Source organism: Mesorhizobium sp. CA16, assembly GCF_020165175.1.
In the GTDB taxonomy this organism is placed as follows: Bacteria; Pseudomonadota; Alphaproteobacteria; order Rhizobiales; family Rhizobiaceae; genus Mesorhizobium.
Genome location: NZ_JAIUHP010000003.1, coordinates 131,061 through 146,518, shown reverse-complemented (window position 1 = coordinate 146,518; position 15,458 = coordinate 131,061). Strand labels below are relative to the sequence as shown.

Below are 15,458 nucleotides of genomic sequence, written 5' to 3'. Positions count from 1 at the left end.
CTGAGCCTCGGGCCGGTCATGCCGGAAAGCCAAAGCCTTTCCGGCGCCCTCGGCGCGGCGCTTGCCTTCGCCCTCGGCGCCGTGGCGCTGTGGGCGACCAACGCCCTGGTCGGCAAGACGTTGCTTGCCGTCTATCCGGTGTCGCAAGTGCAGTTCCTGCAATTTTGCGGCGCGACGATTGTTTTCGCGCTGATCCGGCTCTTTCCTTCCCCCCTTGTGGGGGAAGGTGGCCGAGCGAAGCTCGGTCGGATGAGGGGTGCTGGACGGATCGCCGACGCCGGAGTTCCTTCCAACACCCCTCATCCGTCTCGGCGCTTCGCGCCGATCCACCTTCTCCCACAAGGGGAGAAGGGAAATGCCGCGCTCGCCTATCTCGTTGGCTTCTTCGGCCTGGTCGGCACCATGGTCCTGCAATATATCGGCTTCGCCTCGGCGCCGGTCATCGAGGCGAACCTTGTCGCCTATACTTGGCCGCTGATGACTGCCGCGGCGGTCATCCTGCTTGGCAGGCCGCGGCGTCCGCTGTTGCTCGGGCTGGCGGCGGCGCTTGGTTTCGTCGGCGTGGCGCTGGTGATCTCCGGCGGCCGAGCGCATTTTTGGTCTAACAGTGCATGGTTCGAAGGCGGCAGCCTTGTCGGCTATCTCGCCGCTTTCGGCTCCGCGCTCTGCATGGCCTTCTACTCGTTCGCTGTCGGCCGCCTCGCCGTGTCGCCCGAGCGGCTGCTCCTGCCTTCGGCGCTGATCGGTGTCGCGCTCACCTCCGCCTGGTGCCTGCATGATGGCGTCGTGCGCCCGAGCGGCGCGCATCTTCTGCTCGGCCTCTATCTCGGCGCCGGCCCGATGGGGCTCGGCTATTATTTCTGGTCGCGCGCGGCAAAGCTCGACCACGGCGGCAGGATAGCGGTCGTCGCCTATCTGACGCCGATAGCTTCCACGTTTCTGCTGACGCTCTCGGGCGAAAGCTTGTCGATGACGGCTGTTGCCGGCGCCGTCCTCGTCATTGGCAGCTGCCTTGCGGTCGGCATCGAAGGTACGGAGAGCAGGCACAATGTCCAAAATGGCCGTTGACGAGGACGAACGCCGCGCCAGGCAGGAGGCGCACTGGCTGGTCAGGGAGTTTGGCGCGGAGGCGCCGCTCTATGCGGCCATGAAGGCCGAAAAGGCCATCGAGCAGAAGGACTTTAGCCGCTGCGCGCGCTGGAAGCGCGTGCTGGAGATCCTCGCGGAGAGGCCGCCTGCCGAGCTCAGGCGCGGTGTCGCCGCCGGATGAGCGATTTGCCATGGGGCCGCCGAATCGCGCATGGTCGAGCATTCGGCTGGTAGATTGCCGTTGCCGTGCTGGAACTTGGCCTGAACTTCGATTTTTCAGCAACTCCTACCGTAGGTTGAAGTTCTGTAGCCCCTTTTACCTATCCAGGCGGGCAGCCGGTGCTATAAAGCCTGCGCTATAGCTATTAGAATTCCTAACTTGCGCGTTTCCAATCCGTGTAGAAACATCACCCGGTATTGAGTCTCGTAGCTTTACTGACTCTGGACGGTCCGTTGGGGGACAGGTCCAATTCGATACACCGACGAAAGTCTTAAAAAAAGAGCTGGCGATTTGAGGGCCAGCAGAAGGTGAAAAAATTGTCCAACATCGACGACAAGACTGCAATCGAACTGACCGCCGACATTGTCTCGGCCTATGTCGGCAACAATCCGCTCCCTGCCTCCGGCCTGCCCGATCTGATCGCCAGCGTCAGCGCGTCGGTGCGCAGGCTCGCCACCGGCAGCGTTGTCAAGGAGGCGGTGGCGCAGACGCCCGCGGTCAACCCGAAGCGCTCGGTTTTCCCCGACCACATCGTGTGCCTGGAGGACGGAAAGAAGTTCAAGTCGTTGAAGCGTCACCTCGCGACCGATCATAACCTGACGCCGGACGAATATCGTGCCAAATGGGGCCTGCCCGCCGATTATCCGATGGTGGCGCCGAGCTACTCGGCGACCCGCTCGGCGTTGGCCAAATCCTCCGGCCTCGGCCGCAAGCCGGCCGGCGGCGACGCGGCCAGGAGCAAGGGCAAGCGTAAGGTCAAGGCCTGAGGCATGTTGCCCGCAACGGATGATGTCGCGCCATGGCCATTGCGCGACCATCTGGCCGACCTTGCCGCGTTGCGCCGCGGGATTGCTGCGCAGTGCTCAGTGAATGCGGCTCACGGCGTCAAGGCGCGGCGCATCCTGTTTTCGCTGGGCAGTCCGTCCGGCGACCTGCTTGCGGTGCTGGACGCGCTCGACCGGTTCGAGCGCGCCATCATCGAATGCGACGCTCCGCCGGTGATCGAGGCGCACAGGCTGGAATGTCTCGCAGTCCTTGAGCAATTCCAGAAAAAGTGTGAGCGGTTAGGCTCGGCGACTTCGGCGTAGCCTTTCCGCCCGGAACTGCGTCAAAACAGGGAGATAGAGCGATTTACCGTTTCCTCGAAACGGTGAAACGCTCTGGACCGCCTTATGGCGAGCGCTCAGCCGAGGACCTGAGGCGGCTCCGCCGGCCGGACCTGTTTGGGGTCCTGCTCGTTGGCCAGGCTTTCCGCCTCGACCGCCGTCATCTCAAGAAGATAGACGAGCATGTTGTAGCGCGTGCGCGAGAGCATCTTCGCCAGCTTGCGCGTGATTTCCGCGACATATCGCAACGTGCGTGGATCGTTGATCGCCGCGCCCATCGTGAGCTCCTGAATGCCAGAGCCAAGTTTTCTTGGATCAAGTTATCGTTGGCGCCAACTCACGACTCACGGCGCATCGGCAAGGTCGCAGGTTTGCGATAAAAACTGAAATCAATTTTTGATAAGCATCATGCTTGGGTCAGAAGATTTCGCTGCCTTTTTGGTGGTATCGTCGCTTGCTGCATCAATATTGAGCACGAGGCAAACTTGCGGTTGTCTGCTTGCGACGGGTTGATCTTTCTCCGGGAATGTTGATCGCCGTGGCAGTCAGGAGCGACGTCGGGTGCGGCTTAGTTCTTGTAGGCGGAACAAAAGGCGGGCGGGTTGTCGTTGCCGATCATGGCGCAGCCGCGCTTGATCTCGTCGATCATCATGCTGCATGCATTTTGCCCGTTGCAGGGCGGATGGGTCGCCGGCGACACCTGGACGCATTGCGAGACATACTGGTCCGACTTCGCCTTTCCCGCGGATTGCACGCATGGCCGCGTGTCGTTCCGGCTTGCCTGTGCAGCGGCGGGTTTCGCAGACGCCGTGCCAGCCGTCGCGGGCGCGGCGCTGCCGCCGGTTTGCGGCACGCAGGAGAGGTCGCCTTCGGGGCATTGCAACTGGTGCTGTAACTGCGCCAGCCGCGCCTTCGTCAAGTCCTGTCTGCAGGTCTCGACGAGGGTCGCATATACCGAGCCACCGGCATAGGGCTGGGTGCGGAAGGCGCATTCCTTGTCGCGGAACGGGATCCAGGCGCGCTGCGCCTCGCGCAGGCGCTTCAGGTCGGTGGGAGCCAGACGTCCCGCCAGCTCCTTGTAGACTGCATTGAGCCCCGCGTCCGCCGAAGCGGCATTCGCGGCCGTGCAGGTCGCAAGGTCGGCCTGCGTCTTCGCTGCCGCGCAGTCGATGGTTGCCGCACGGGCCGCGGGGGTGGTGGGAAGCATGGTCAGCCCGGCGACGACCGCGAAAATCGCGACCGCCAGCGAGGCCGAAAGGAGCGAGGTCTTGGCTGACATCTGATCTGTCCTCTGCTTGAACCCGCCGCTCGCGCCAGCATAGGTTGAGACAACCGCGGCGATCAACGCCAAACCTGTGACGTGGCAAGCAAAGTGTGACCGGGCGAAAGCAGAGGAACGAACAATCCTTCCTTGAGGGGAGACATTCCGGCAGGATAAAGGGGCGTGTCCGCCCGCCTCTTCATCAATCACAAGGCGAAGCCTAGGATGCTTTTCCTGAATCGATTTGGATCAACAGGTGTTTCGGCTCCCGCGTCTCCAGCCGGTTCGCAATCTTGGCCGCTTGGGGCGAGATTGGTTGGCCCTGCGGCCCGCTCGCGGGTTCAGCGGCGAGAGCAATGTGAGCGGTCTCGTTTTCGAACAGAACCACCTGCGTCGCCAGCGCGGTTGTCGTGGCGACCTGGAAGAAGATGAAAGCCAGGGCGAGATAGCGGATCACGGGCGTCCAAACGTTTCGGCCGGCAACTGGTTCCAGTCCTTCGAGTTTTTTGCTGAACGGCCAAAGACAACGAGCGGGGGTCTCATCCCAGGCCCTGGCTCTTGCGAAGCGCCGATCTCCCGTGCAAAAGCCGGCCATGCTTATCATCAACGACCTTACGCTGCGCATGGCGGGGCGGCTGCTTCTCGATCATGCCTCATTGACGCTGCCGGCCGGCACAAAGGCCGGCCTTGTCGGCCGCAACGGCACCGGCAAGACGACGCTGTTCAAGGCGATCACCGGCGATTTCCCTTCGGAGACCGGTTCGATCAGCCTGCCGAAAAGCACCCGCATCGGCCAGGTGGCGCAGGAAGCGCCCGGCACCGAGGAGCCGCTGATCGACATCGTGCTCAAGGCCGATATTGAGCGCACCGCGCTGCTCGAAGAGGAAAAGACGGCGACCGACGCGCACCGCATTGCCGACATCCACATGCGGCTGGCCGACATCGACGCCCACTCGGCCGAGTCCCGCGCGGCCACCATCCTTGCCGGCCTCGGCTTCGACGACGCGGCGCAGCGCCGCCCGGCCTCCTCCTTCTCGGGCGGCTGGCGCATGCGCGTGGCTTTGGCCGCCGTGCTGTTTTCCGAGCCTGACCTTCTGCTGCTCGACGAGCCGACCAACTATCTCGACCTCGAAGGCACGCTCTGGCTCGAGAATTACGTCTCGAAATATCCGCACACGGTTCTCCTGATCTCCCACGACCGTGACCTGCTCAATCGCGCCGTCAATTCCATCGTCCACCTCGATCAGAAGAAGCTGACCTTCTGGCGCGGCGGCTACGACCAGTTCGAGCGCCAGTACACCGAGCAAAGGGAACAGCAGGAAAAGGGCCGCATCAAGCAGGAAGCCGCCCGCAAGCATATGGAATCCTTCGTCGAGCGTTTTCGCGCCAAGGCCTCCAAGGCCAGGCAGGCGCAGTCGCGCATCAAGGCGCTGGAAAAGATGAAGCCGATCGCGGCGATCGTGAATGACACGGTGCGGCCATTCTCGTTTCCGGAGCCGGTGAAGACGGTGGCATCGCCGATCGTTGCGCTCAACAACGTCAGTGTCGGTTATACGCCCGGTGAGCCGATCCTGAAGAAGATGACCTTGCGCATCGATGCCGATGACCGCATCGCGCTGCTCGGCGCCAACGGCAACGGCAAGTCGACCTTCGCCAAGCTTCTGTCCGGCCGGCTGAAGCAGGAGGCCGGCACGATGACGGTGGCGCCTGGGCTGAAGGTGGCGATCTTTGCCCAGCACCAGCTCGACGATCTCAGGCCTGAGGAAAACGCCTACGAGCATGTTCGCAGGCTGATGCCGGAGGCGCCGGAATCGAAGGTGCGCGGCCGTGTCGCCCAGTTTGGGCTTACCACCGAGAAGATGAACACCGCCGCCAAGGATCTGTCCGGCGGCGAGAAGGCGCGGCTGTTGATGGGGTTGTCGGCCTTCGAGGGGCCGAACCTGTTCATCCTCGACGAGCCCACCAATCACCTCGACATCGACAGCCGTGAATCGCTGATCCATGCGCTCAACGATTTTCCGGGCGCGGTGATCCTGATCTCGCACGATCGGCATCTGCTCGAGGCGACGGCCGACCGGCTGTGGCTGGTCAAGGACGGCGCGGTCAATCCCTATGACGGCGACCTGGAGGATTATAAGACGCTGGTCACCGGCGTTTCCGCCAACCGCCGTGAGCAGAAGGAGGCGGACAAGGCGTCCAAGGCCGATCGCCGCCGCGAGGCGGCCCAGCGCCGTGCGGCACTGGAGCCTTTAGCCAAGGAAATCCGCGCCACCGAGGCGCTCATGGACCGCATCCGCAAGCGCATCGACCTGATCGAGGACGAGCTTGCCAATCCGGCGGTCTACGAAAAGGACCCCTCGACCGCGACGCAGCTCGCCAAGGAGCGCTCGCAACTGGCGCAAACGCTGGCGCAAAACGAGGACAAATGGCTGACGATGTCGGCGGAGTATGAGGAAGGGATCGCGGATTAGCGCGATTTTCCTTCTCCCGCAGGGGGCCTGTTGCGCAGTTAGCGAGAACAGGCTCGCAGAGTGGTTTTGGCCGCGAAGTCTGTTGTGCTTGGTGGGCGATTTGGCCTTGGGGTTGAGTTTGATGGTGGCGGTGCGGCCCCTAGGCCGGTAGCTGGGCGCACCTATCCTGTGATGGCCGCCCATCGGCGCATGTTGAAAGCGATCGCCGCCATCGTTACCTGGGCTGCGGCCTTGGCCAGTCCGACATAGCGGATCATGGTCAGCTTCATGCGGTTCTTGAGCGTGGCGAAGGTGGTCTCCACTGCCGCTCGCCGTCTGGCGATCAGGCGATTGTAGTGCTTGAGCCGCTCAGGCAGCGCATGATGCTTGTTGGGGCGGCGGGCAATGCGCACCTTCTTGCCTTCGGCCTTGAGCCGGGCACGGCGAGCATGGGTGTCATACGCGGCGTCCGCCGACACCGTCTTCTCGTCGCCGCAGATCAAGGCATCAGCCATTACCGTGTCGTTGACGTTGGCCGGTGTGGTGATCACCGTGCGGATCAGACCGGAGCCCTCATCCACCCCGACATGAGCCTTGTAGCCAAAGGTGAGGCCGCGTTTGCCCTTGCGTGCGGTGATGCGAGCGTCTGTGTCCTTCGACGGCCGCTCAGGCGTCGGTGGCGCCGAAACCGCATCGATCAGTGTGGCATCCAGCATTGTGCCGCGCTTCAGGATCACGCCGGCTTTCTCCAACTGCCGGTCCAGTTCGCCGAACAGCTTCTCCATCAGCCCTTCGCCGACAAGCAGATTGCGAAAGCGCGACAGAACCGTGTGGTCGGGGATCGTATCGTCCAGCCCCAACCCGGCAAAGCGCCGGAATGACAGCCGGTCGCCCAGCGCTTCCTCCAACTCGCGATCAGACAGGCCATAGAGCGATTGCAGCAACAGCGCCTTGAACAGCACCAGTGGCGGCCAAGCTGCCCGGCCAGGTCCACCATCGCGCAGCGGGTTGAGCAGCTTCTCGAAGCGGTACCACTTCACCAGACCTGACAGACGGTCGAGTGGCGAAGAACCGCCCGCAAGCTTGTCGCCTAGAAACGCCTCCGCCAGGCTCAACTGTCCCGTCTGCTTCACAGCCATCGCGATTCCCTCCGAGCTTCCTCTCAGAGAATCACAACCAGCCAATTACGCAACAGGCCCGCAGGGGGAGAAGGGGGAGCCCATCTGGCCCTACACCTCGTCCCTAAAACCCGCTACACACCCCGCATGAACCAGCACGCCAAGCTCCGGATCGGCCATTCGGCCTGCCCGCATGACTGCCCCTCCACCTGCGCCCTCGAAGTCGAGCTGCTCGATGACAACCGCATCGGCCGCGTCCACGGCGCCAAGGCGAACAGCTATACGGCGGGTGTCGTCTGCGCCAAGGTCGCGCGCTATGCCGACCGCGTCCACCATCCCGACCGGCTGCTGAAACCGCTGGTGCGCGCCGGCGCCAAGGGCGAGGGCGCCTGGAAGGAAGCCAGCTGGGAAGCAGCCCTCGACTTCGTGGCGGAAAAATTCATCGCAGCCGAAGAAAAATACGGCTCGCAGACGGTCTGGCCTTATTTCTACGCCGGCACGATGGGGCTGGTGCAGCGTGACGGCATCCAGCGGCTGCGCCACGCCAAGAAATACTCGGGCTTCTTCGGCTCGATCTGCACCAATCTCGCCTGGACTGGCTGGATGATGGGAGCGGGCGCGCTGCGCGGTCCCGATCCGCGCGAGATGGCGAAATCCGACTGCGTGGTGATCTGGGGCACCAATGCCGTGGTCACCCAAGTCAACGTGATGACCCATGCGACCAGGGCGCGCAAGGAGCGTGGGGCCAAGATCGTCGTCATCGACATCTACGACAACGCCACGATGAAGCAGGCCGATCTCGGCCTGGTGCTGAAGCCCGGCACCGACGGCGCGCTCGCCTGCGCGGTCATGCATGTGCTGTTCCGCGACGGGCTGGCCGACCGCGCCTATCTCGAGAAATACACCGATGATCCGCGCGGGCTGGAAGAACATTTGCGGACGCGCACACCCGAATGGGCGGCCGCCATAACCGGGCTATCCGTCGCCGAGATCGAGGCATTCGCCCATCTCGTCGGCAACACCAAGAAGACCTACTTCCGCCTCGGCTACGGCTTTGCCCGCCAGCGCAACGGCTCTGTCAACATGCATGCCGTCTCCTGCATCGCCGCCGTCACTGGCGCCTGGCAGTATGAGGGCGGCGGCGCCTTCCACTCCAACTCCGGCATCTTCCAGCTGAACCAGGACGTGCTGGAAGGCACCGCGATGCGCGACCCGAAGGTGCGCTATCTCGACCATTCGCGCATCGGCCCGGTGCTGACGGGCGCGGCCGACGCGCTCTATGGCGGTCCCCCGGTGACGGCGATGCTGATCCAGAACACCAATCCGGCCAATGTCGCCCCGGAGCAGCGGCTGGTGAGAAAGGGTTTTCTGCGCGAGGATCTGTTCACCTGCGTGCATGAGCAGTTCATGACCGACACGGCCAAGCTCGCCGACGTCGTGCTGCCGGCGACGATGTTTCTGGAGCATGACGACATCTACAAGGGCGGCGGCAACCAGCATATCACCCTCGGCCCCAAGCTGATCGAGCCGCCGGAAGGGCCGCGAACCAACCACTATGTCAATGAGGAGCTCGCCAAGCGCCTCGGCGTCGGCGATCGGCCCGGCTTCGGCCTGACCGAGCGCGAGCATATCGACATCATCCTCGGCAAGCGCGGGCTAGGCAGCTTCGACAGCCTGAAGGCTGACAAGTGGGTCGACCTGCAGCCCGACTTCGACGACGCGCATTTCATCAACGGCTTCGGCCATGCCGACAAGAAATTCCACTTCCGCCCCAACTGGACCGGGCAGTCGGCGCCCAACCGGCCGCCGAAAAGCATGGGTCTGTTCGGCCCGGTGGGACGGCTGCCGGAATTCCCCGATCATGTCGAGCTGATCGAGGTCGCGGACGAGGAGCATCCGTTCCGGCTGGCGACCTCGCCGGCGCGCAATTATTTGAACTCGACTTTTGCCGAGACGCCAGTGTCGAAGGCCAGGGAAGGCCGGCCCGAATTGTTGCTCCATCCCGAAGATGCCGCGGCGCTCGGCATCGAGGATGGCGGCCGCGTCGAGGTGGGCAACCGGCGCGGCGACGTGGTGCTGCACGCAAAATTTTTCGACGGCGTGAAGCGCGGTGTGGTGATCGCCGAAGGCATCTGGCCGAACAGCGCGCACGAGCGCGGCGAAGGCATCAACGTGCTGACCGGCGCCGATGCGCCCGCGCCCTATGGCGGCGCCGCCGTCCATGACAACAAGGTGTGGCTCAGGGCGCTTTGACCCACTTCGCGGTCTGCCATTGCTTGCGCTCACCAAGTGGGATCTCGGCCTTCGAGATCATCGTCCGGGACGATCCGCGATTGGCGCGCAAGACTGGCGTAGGGATCCACGTAAGCCATCTTGAGTGCGTCGCCTACCAAACCGGACATGGCATTGAGCGATGCGCCGAGCCTCGGAAAGCCTCGCCGCAGCAGTTTAAGGCGTCGGACTATGATCGGGCCTGTGGTGAGGATGTCAGCCATGATGTCCTCCTGTAACGGCGACAATGGCGCTGCCTCCCACGCAGGTCCTTGGCTTGAACCTGAAGAGACCTGCACGGCTCTGAATTTGCCTGAAGCGAAGAATCCCGAACGGCCTTGAAGTTCGCCTTCAGGGTTATCTTGGACTATCCTCCCCGCGAGGGTGGTCGCCAATGGACTTGGAGTTTGGGAACTATCGTTTGAGACGAGCCGAACGGCAGTTGCTAGGCCCGAAAGGGCCGGTGGAGCTTTCGGCGCGTTCCTTCGACATCCTCGCCATGTTGCTCGACAGACCCGACGAGGTGATCGGCAAGACCGAACTTCTAGATGCGGTCTGGTCCGGCGTGGTGGTGGAGGAGAATACGCTGCAGGTCCACATTTCGGCGCTGCGAAAATTGCTGTCTGCCGAGATTATCGCAACCGTGCACGGTCGCGGCTATAAATATGCAGGCCCCAGGCCCTTCGCGGTTAAGGCGGATGTTACGCGGTCGTTCAGACCGTCCATCGCCATACTTCCTTTCGACAATATGAGCGGCGATCCGGAGCAGGATTATTTCAGCGACGGCATCACCGAGGACATCATCGCCGAGCTTGGCAAGTATAAGGAGTTTCTGGTCATCGCGCGGAACTCCTCCTTCCAGTTCCGCGGCAAGGCGCATGATCCGGCGGAGGTGGCGAGCAAGCTTGGCGTCCAATACGTCGTCGAAGGCAGTGTGCGGAAGATCGGCAACAGGGTGCGGGTCGCCGTGCAGCTAACCGATGCGTCGTCGATGGCTCATATCTGGGGCGAACACTATGACCGGGAACTCGACGACATTTTCGCCATCCAGGATGAAATCACCAGGATGATCGCGGCGCGTCTGGCTCGGCAGGCCAGAACCGCGATTTCGTCGCGCGCCAGAGGCCGCCCGACCAACAACATGTCGGCCTATGAGTTTTATCTGCGGGCGCTGCAACTGGCCGCGGTCTATGACACTGTGCTCGAAGCGGAACCATTTCTGCGCCAGGCGGCAAACCTCGATCCGCAGTTTGCTGCCGCCCACGCCATGCTCAGCTTTGTGGAGTCGATCAAGTACTATTGGGACTACAACAATCCCAGCCATTTGCATTCCGGACTGGCGATCGCAAGGACGGCGTTGGACCTTGATCCCGACGAGGCCTATGGGCATCTCGCCACCGGCTTCGCTCACTTGTACCTGCGCCAGTTCAAACAGGCTGAATTCAGCCTTGACCGGGCCGTCGCGCTCAATCCGAACGATCCATTCATTCTTAGTATCCGCGCTATTTTCCTCAATCACACGGGCAGGCCGGAGGAGGGGCTTGATGAGATAGCCGAAGCCCAGCGCCGCGACCCATACGCCGTGGGATGGTATGACGACTTCCGTGGCGTCCTTCTGACGACGGCCGGACGATATCGCGAGGCAGTCGCCTGCTACGCGAAAATAGCGACTGTAACACCGTGGTCGCTCATTCGTCTTGTCATCTGCCATTCCGAACTCGGCGAAATCAGGCAAGCGCAAGACGTCCTGGCAAAGGTAAAGGCGCATTATCGCGGACTAAGCCTCGACCAGATCATCGATACCGAAGTGGATTTCTACCAGGATGCCGCCATATGCGGGCGCTATCGCGCGATCCTCGATCATGTTGACAAGGCGCAATAGCGCCGTCGCGGCCCGTAGCTCACAGGCGTCCGACTTCGGTACCTGCGATTCCAACTCTTGATCTCGTCCGCGGCCGCCTTCACATTCGTGTACAGTTCGCTCTCGTCTCGCCCCGTTTGCCGTGGCCTGCAGTCGTTTGAATCAATTTGCCAAGGCGGCGTGCTAGAGGATTGTTCCGACTCAGTTTTCGACAGGATCGCCATGCCGCAGCCGCTCAGGATAGCCATCGCCGGCGCGCTCGGCCGCATGGGCCGGCAGATGGCGGAAGCCGTCGCGGCCGATCCGCGGCTGCAGCTCGTCGCGCGCTTCCATCGACCGGGCAGCATGGGCGAGGGGCTGGTCGAGCGCGATGAAGCGCTGGCGCTTGCCGATGTGGTCGTCGACTTCACCACGCCCGCAGCTTCCGCCGAACTGGCCAAGGCCTGCGCGGCGCGCGGCGGTCCGGCGCTGGTAATCGGTTCGACCGGCTTCAGCGCCTCGGAACTGGCGGCGATTGCCAACGCCGCGAAGAAAGTCGCTATCATGCGCTCCGGCAGCTACTCGCTCGGGCTCAACATGCTGACCGGCCTGGCCGAGCAGGCGGCAAGGGCGCTTGCCGCCGACGACTGCGACATCGAAATTTTTGAAGCGCATCATCGCATGAAGGTCGATGCGCCGTCGGGCACGGCGCTGATGCTGGGCGAGGCGGCCGCGCGAGGACGTGGCGTCGTGCTGGACGATGTGGCGAGACGCGCCCGCGATGGCCTCGTTGGTCCGCGCAATGCCGGTGAGATCGGCTTTGCCGTTATGCGCGGCGGCAGCATCGTCGGCGAGCACAGCGTCAGCTTCCTGAGCGACGGCGAGAGGCTCACGCTTTCGCATGCCGCCGGCGACCGCTCGATGTTCGCCCGCGGCGCCATCGCGGCTGCGCTCTGGCTCGCCGGACGGCCGCCCGGCGAATACGACATGCGCGATGTGCTGGGCTTCACTGCCTCGTGACCGGTAACCCCGCCGGACTCCATTCCGCGGCTGCTAAACGGCTGAAAGCCAGCTGAAAGCTTGGCCATGCCATGACAGTTTTGTGGCGGTCGCCACATGAACGGCCTGGGAGCGGCCGACAGGAGGAATGCGGCGCGGCGCGCCGCCCAGTGGAGGAAGACTAGTGACCCGTTTCATCTCTAAACGCGCCCTGCGTTCAGTGGCGCTGACGCTTGCCATGGTTAGCGCTGGCGCATCGACGGCATCGGCTGCCGACAAGATCACCATCATCGTCGGCGGCATGGAAAAGCAGATCTATCTGCCGGCCGTGCTCACCCAGCAGCTCGGCTACTTCAAGGACGAGGGGCTGGACGTGGAGTTGGTGAACTCCCGCGCCGGCGTCGAAGCCGAGAACGAATTGCTGGCCGGCGCCGTGCAGGGCGTCGTCGGCTTCTACGATCACACCGTCGACCTGCAGTCGAAGGGCAAGTACATCCAGTCGATCGTGCAGTTCAGCCAGGCGCCGGGCGAGGTCGAGCTGGTCTCGGCCAAGCACCCGGAAATCAAGTCGCCGGCCGACTTCAAGGGCGCGACGCTCGGTGTCACCGGCCTCGGCTCCTCGACCGATTTCCTGACGCAGTATCTCGCGGTTCGCAGCGGCCTGAAGCCGGGTGATTACACGCTGCTTCCCGTCGGCGCCGGCAACACTTTCATCGCCGCCGTCAAGCAGGACCAGATCCAGGCCGGCATGACCACCGAGCCGACCATCGCTAAGCTGCTCCAGACCGGCGAGGCGAAGGTCCTGGTCGATATGCGCACGCCCGAAAAGACCAAGGCGGCGCTCGGCGGCGACTACCCGGCTGCCTCCTTCTACGTTCAGTCGAGTTGGCTCGAAGGCCACAAGGACGAGGCGCAGAAGCTCGCCAACGCCTTCGTCAAGACGATGAAGTTCATCGCCGGCCATTCGGCCGAGGAGATCGCCGACAAGATGCCGAAGGACTATTATGCCGGCAGCAAGGACCTTTATGTTCAGGGACTGGCAGGCGGCAAGGCGATGTTCACGCCGGATGGTCGCATGCCGGCCGATGGACCGCAGACCGTGCTGAAGGTTCTGTCGACCTTCTCGAAGAGCCTGCAGGGCAAGCAGATCGACCTATCGAAGACCTACACGACCGAGTTCGTCGACGCGGCGAAGTAGGCGCCGGCAGGCGAGGGCGGACGGACCCCGTCCGCCCTTGAAAAGCAAGAGCTTGCGTCGGCCGCCTGAATCAATTCGGCGGCCGTGTTTCCGGATGCCGGCGAGCAGGCCCGCGGGCCCGGATCGCGCCATCCCCGCACCACCACAAAAGGAGTGTGCCATGCAATCGCAGATCATGGCGGCGGAGAAACTGTCTCCCGCCGCGCCGCCGGCTGACGCCGCGATAGCCATCGACGATGTGACGCTGCGCTTCGTCACGCCCGACGGCCACATGATGACGGCGATCCGCGATTTCACCATGACGGTGGCGCGCGGCGAGTTCGCCTGCGTCGTCGGCCCTACCGGCTGCGGCAAGTCGACGACGCTCAACCTCGTCACCGGCCTGTTGCGTCCGACCACCGGCAATGTCCGCGTCATGGGCAATCCGGTCACCGACATCAGCCGGGATATTGGCTTCGTCTTCCAGGCCGACGCGCTGTTTCCGTGGCGCAGCGTCCTCGACAATGTCGCCGCCGGCCCGCTCTTCCGCGGCACGCCGAAGAAAGAAGCCTATGAGAAGGCGCGCGACTGGATCGGCCGGGTCGGCCTTTCGCGGTTCGAGAAGCACTATCCGCACCAGCTTTCGGGCGGCATGCGCAAGCGCGCGGCGCTTGCCCAGACCTTCATCAACCAGCCCAAGATCCTGTTGATGGACGAGCCCTTCAGCGCGCTCGACATGCAAACCCGCACGGCAATGCAGGACGAATTGCTGGACCTCTGGTCGGGGCTGAGATCATCCGTCGTCTTCGTCACGCACGATCTGGAGGAAGCGGTGGCGCTGGCCGACAAGGTCTATGTGCTCACCGCAGGCCCGGGCACGGTGAAGAGCGTCTACCGCATCGACCTGCCGCGCCCGCGCGTCATGTCCGACATTCGCTACGACCCGAAATTCATCGAGATTGCCAAGGTGATCTGGAACGATCTGCGTGAGGAAGTGCAGCTCGGCCAAAGCCGTGGCTTGCAAGCGAGCCATTGAAAGGAGACTTGCCATGACCGCCATCTCTCCAACCGATCCGGCCGCAGCCCGCGCCACCTCGATCGTCGCCGCGGAAGCGCAGGCGAGGGCACGGTTGCGCAAACGCCATGCTCTGGTCATCGGCCTGCGCCTCGCGATCCTCGTCGTCTTCCTAGGCCTTTGGGAACTCTGCGCCGACTACAACATCATCGACCCGTTCTTCTTCTCCAGCCCGTCGGGCATATGGGAACAGATCTGGTCCTGGATCACCGAGGGCACCTCGCAGGGGCCGCTCTGGCTGCAGATCTATGTGACGCTGGAGGAAACCTTCCTCGGCTTCGCTATCGGCGCCGTCGGCGGCATCGTGGCAGGCATCATCCTTGGTCGCAACAAGCTGCTGGCCGATGTGTTCTCGATCTACATCAAGATCGCGAACTCCGTGCCGCGCGTGGTGCTCGGCTCGGTGTTCATCATCGCGCTCGGGCTGGGCATGGCTTCCAAAGTGGCGCTGGCCGTCGTCATGGTGTTCTTCGTCGTCTTCGCCAACGCCTTCCAGGGCGTGCGCGAGGCTGACAGGGCGATGATTGCCAACGCCCAGATCCTCGGCGCCTCGCCGTTCCAGATCACCCGCTCGGTCATCATCCCTTCGGCGATGAGCTGGATCCTCGCCAGTCTGCATGTCTCGTTCGGTTTCGCGCTGGTCGGCGCGGTCGTCGGCGAGTTCCTCGGCGCCAAGCAGGGCATGGGCCTTTTGATCTCCACCGCGCAGGGCGCCTTCAACGCCAATGGCGTCTTCGCCGCCATGATCATCCTGGCGGTGATGGCCCTGGTGGTGGAGTTCATCATCACCCGCTTCGAGAACTATGTGGTGAAGTGGCGCCCGGCGCCGTTCAACGAGCAGGGGACCTGAGC

At 63.3% G+C, this 15,458-nt stretch carries 16 protein-coding genes; 11 read left to right on the top strand and 5 right to left on the bottom strand.

The features are described from left to right. Positions 1-18 precede the first annotated feature (18 nt). The 4 genes from LB525_RS06615 to LB525_RS06600 all read left to right on the top strand — a co-directional run bounded on the left by LB525_RS06615 (position 19) and on the right by LB525_RS06600 (position 2,397). Positions 19-1,068 (top strand): DMT family transporter, encoded by a 1,050-nt coding sequence (locus LB525_RS06615; protein ID WP_224544176.1) that lies wholly within the window; start codon positions 19-21, stop codon positions 1,066-1,068. After that, a complete protein-coding gene (locus tag LB525_RS06610) occupies positions 1,049-1,270 on the top strand; it encodes a hypothetical protein (protein ID WP_224544029.1) in 222 nt (73 codons plus the stop codon). The genes LB525_RS06615 and LB525_RS06610 overlap by 20 nt, the downstream gene beginning before the upstream one ends. Before the next feature lie 356 nt (positions 1,271-1,626). Continuing rightward, entirely contained in the window at positions 1,627-2,076 is a 450-nt protein-coding gene (locus tag LB525_RS06605) for a MucR family transcriptional regulator (RefSeq protein ID WP_140846068.1), read from the top strand. A gap of 3 nt (positions 2,077-2,079) precedes the next feature. Continuing rightward, positions 2,080-2,397, top strand: coding sequence for a hypothetical protein (locus LB525_RS06600; protein WP_224544028.1), 318 nt, complete (start codon positions 2,080-2,082; stop codon positions 2,395-2,397). Positions 2,398-2,492: 95 nt separating this feature from the next. On the opposite strand, the gene LB525_RS06595 is transcribed toward LB525_RS06600, so the two are convergent. The 3 genes from LB525_RS06595 to LB525_RS06585 all read right to left on the bottom strand — a co-directional run bounded on the left by LB525_RS06595 (position 2,493) and on the right by LB525_RS06585 (position 4,133). Beyond that, positions 2,493-2,693: a hypothetical protein gene (locus tag LB525_RS06595; protein ID WP_095767070.1), complete on the bottom strand. Its 201-nt coding sequence runs from the start codon at positions 2,691-2,693 to the stop codon at positions 2,493-2,495. A 290-nt stretch (positions 2,694-2,983) separates the two neighbouring features. Beyond that, positions 2,984-3,760 (bottom strand): lysozyme inhibitor LprI family protein, encoded by a 777-nt coding sequence (locus LB525_RS06590; RefSeq protein WP_224544027.1) that lies wholly within the window; start codon positions 3,758-3,760, stop codon positions 2,984-2,986. Between the two features lie 136 nt (positions 3,761-3,896). Further along, positions 3,897-4,133 carry a hypothetical protein gene (locus LB525_RS06585; protein WP_224544026.1) on the bottom strand — a complete coding sequence of 79 codons (237 nt, stop codon included), beginning with the start codon at positions 4,131-4,133 and terminating at the stop codon, positions 3,897-3,899. A gap of 136 nt (positions 4,134-4,269) precedes the next feature. On the opposite strand from LB525_RS06585, the gene LB525_RS06580 reads away from it, so the two are divergent. Further along, complete coding sequence (locus LB525_RS06580) at positions 4,270-6,147, top strand: ABC-F family ATP-binding cassette domain-containing protein (RefSeq protein WP_224544025.1); 1,878 nt, start codon at positions 4,270-4,272, stop codon at positions 6,145-6,147. 161 nt (positions 6,148-6,308) lie between these two features. On the opposite strand, the gene LB525_RS06575 is transcribed toward LB525_RS06580, so the two are convergent. Continuing rightward, positions 6,309-7,265 (bottom strand): IS5 family transposase, encoded by a 957-nt coding sequence (locus LB525_RS06575; protein ID WP_224544024.1) that lies wholly within the window; start codon positions 7,263-7,265, stop codon positions 6,309-6,311. Positions 7,266-7,391: 126 nt separating this feature from the next. On the opposite strand from LB525_RS06575, the gene LB525_RS06570 reads away from it, so the two are divergent. Then, positions 7,392-9,497 carry a molybdopterin-dependent oxidoreductase gene (locus LB525_RS06570; RefSeq protein WP_224544023.1) on the top strand — a complete coding sequence of 702 codons (2,106 nt, stop codon included), beginning with the start codon at positions 7,392-7,394 and terminating at the stop codon, positions 9,495-9,497. A gap of 29 nt (positions 9,498-9,526) precedes the next feature. Here LB525_RS06570 and LB525_RS06565 read toward each other — a convergent pair whose 3' ends face one another. Beyond that, the gene (locus LB525_RS06565; protein WP_224544022.1) at positions 9,527-9,739 is read right to left on the bottom strand and encodes a hypothetical protein; all 213 of its coding nucleotides are present in this window, start codon (positions 9,737-9,739) and stop codon (positions 9,527-9,529) included. Between the two features lie 170 nt (positions 9,740-9,909). Here LB525_RS06565 and LB525_RS06560 point away from each other — a divergent pair, with 170 nt between their 5' ends. The 5 genes from LB525_RS06560 (at position 9,910) to LB525_RS06540 (ending at position 15,456) form a co-directional block, all read left to right on the top strand. Continuing rightward, on the top strand, positions 9,910-11,397 hold the full coding sequence (locus LB525_RS06560) for a winged helix-turn-helix domain-containing tetratricopeptide repeat protein (protein ID WP_224544021.1): 1,488 nt from the start codon (positions 9,910-9,912) through the stop codon (positions 11,395-11,397). Positions 11,398-11,598: 201 nt separating this feature from the next. Continuing rightward, entirely contained in the window at positions 11,599-12,375 is a 777-nt protein-coding gene (gene dapB / locus LB525_RS06555; protein ID WP_224544020.1) for a 4-hydroxy-tetrahydrodipicolinate reductase, read from the top strand. Positions 12,376-12,592: 217 nt separating this feature from the next. Continuing rightward, positions 12,593-13,552 carry an ABC transporter substrate-binding protein gene (locus tag LB525_RS06550; protein WP_224544175.1) on the top strand — a complete coding sequence of 320 codons (960 nt, stop codon included), beginning with the start codon at positions 12,593-12,595 and terminating at the stop codon, positions 13,550-13,552. A 160-nt stretch (positions 13,553-13,712) separates the two neighbouring features. Further along, entirely contained in the window at positions 13,713-14,567 is an 855-nt protein-coding gene (locus tag LB525_RS06545) for an ABC transporter ATP-binding protein (protein WP_224544019.1), read from the top strand. Positions 14,568-14,580: 13 nt separating this feature from the next. Beyond that, on the top strand, positions 14,581-15,456 hold the full coding sequence (locus LB525_RS06540; RefSeq protein ID WP_224544018.1) for an ABC transporter permease: 876 nt from the start codon (positions 14,581-14,583) through the stop codon (positions 15,454-15,456). Positions 15,457-15,458 lie beyond the last annotated feature (2 nt).

Bases quoted from the DNA above. Each gene is read 5' to 3' on its own strand.
- LB525_RS06550 (WP_224544175.1), top strand. From the start codon at position 12,593: ATGGTTAGCGCTGGCGCATCGACGGCATCGGCTGCCGACAAGATCACC.
- LB525_RS06595 (WP_095767070.1), bottom strand. From the start codon at position 2,693: ATGGGCGCGGCGATCAACGATCCACGCACGTTGCGATATGTCGCGGAA.
- LB525_RS06600 (WP_224544028.1), top strand. From the start codon at position 2,080: ATGTTGCCCGCAACGGATGATGTCGCGCCATGGCCATTGCGCGACCAT.
- LB525_RS06610 (WP_224544029.1), top strand. From the start codon at position 1,049: ATGTCCAAAATGGCCGTTGACGAGGACGAACGCCGCGCCAGGCAGGAG.
- LB525_RS06565 (WP_224544022.1), bottom strand. From the start codon at position 9,739: ATGGCTGACATCCTCACCACAGGCCCGATCATAGTCCGACGCCTTAAA.
- LB525_RS06580 (WP_224544025.1), top strand. From the start codon at position 4,270: ATGCTTATCATCAACGACCTTACGCTGCGCATGGCGGGGCGGCTGCTT.
- LB525_RS06540 (WP_224544018.1), top strand. From the start codon at position 14,581: ATGACCGCCATCTCTCCAACCGATCCGGCCGCAGCCCGCGCCACCTCG.
- LB525_RS06575 (WP_224544024.1), bottom strand. From the start codon at position 7,265: ATGGCTGTGAAGCAGACGGGACAGTTGAGCCTGGCGGAGGCGTTTCTA.
- LB525_RS06615 (WP_224544176.1), top strand. From the start codon at position 19: ATGCCGGAAAGCCAAAGCCTTTCCGGCGCCCTCGGCGCGGCGCTTGCC.
- dapB (WP_224544020.1), top strand. From the start codon at position 11,599: ATGCCGCAGCCGCTCAGGATAGCCATCGCCGGCGCGCTCGGCCGCATG.
- LB525_RS06560 (WP_224544021.1), top strand. From the start codon at position 9,910: ATGGACTTGGAGTTTGGGAACTATCGTTTGAGACGAGCCGAACGGCAG.
- LB525_RS06545 (WP_224544019.1), top strand. From the start codon at position 13,713: ATGCAATCGCAGATCATGGCGGCGGAGAAACTGTCTCCCGCCGCGCCG.
- LB525_RS06570 (WP_224544023.1), top strand. From the start codon at position 7,392: ATGAACCAGCACGCCAAGCTCCGGATCGGCCATTCGGCCTGCCCGCAT.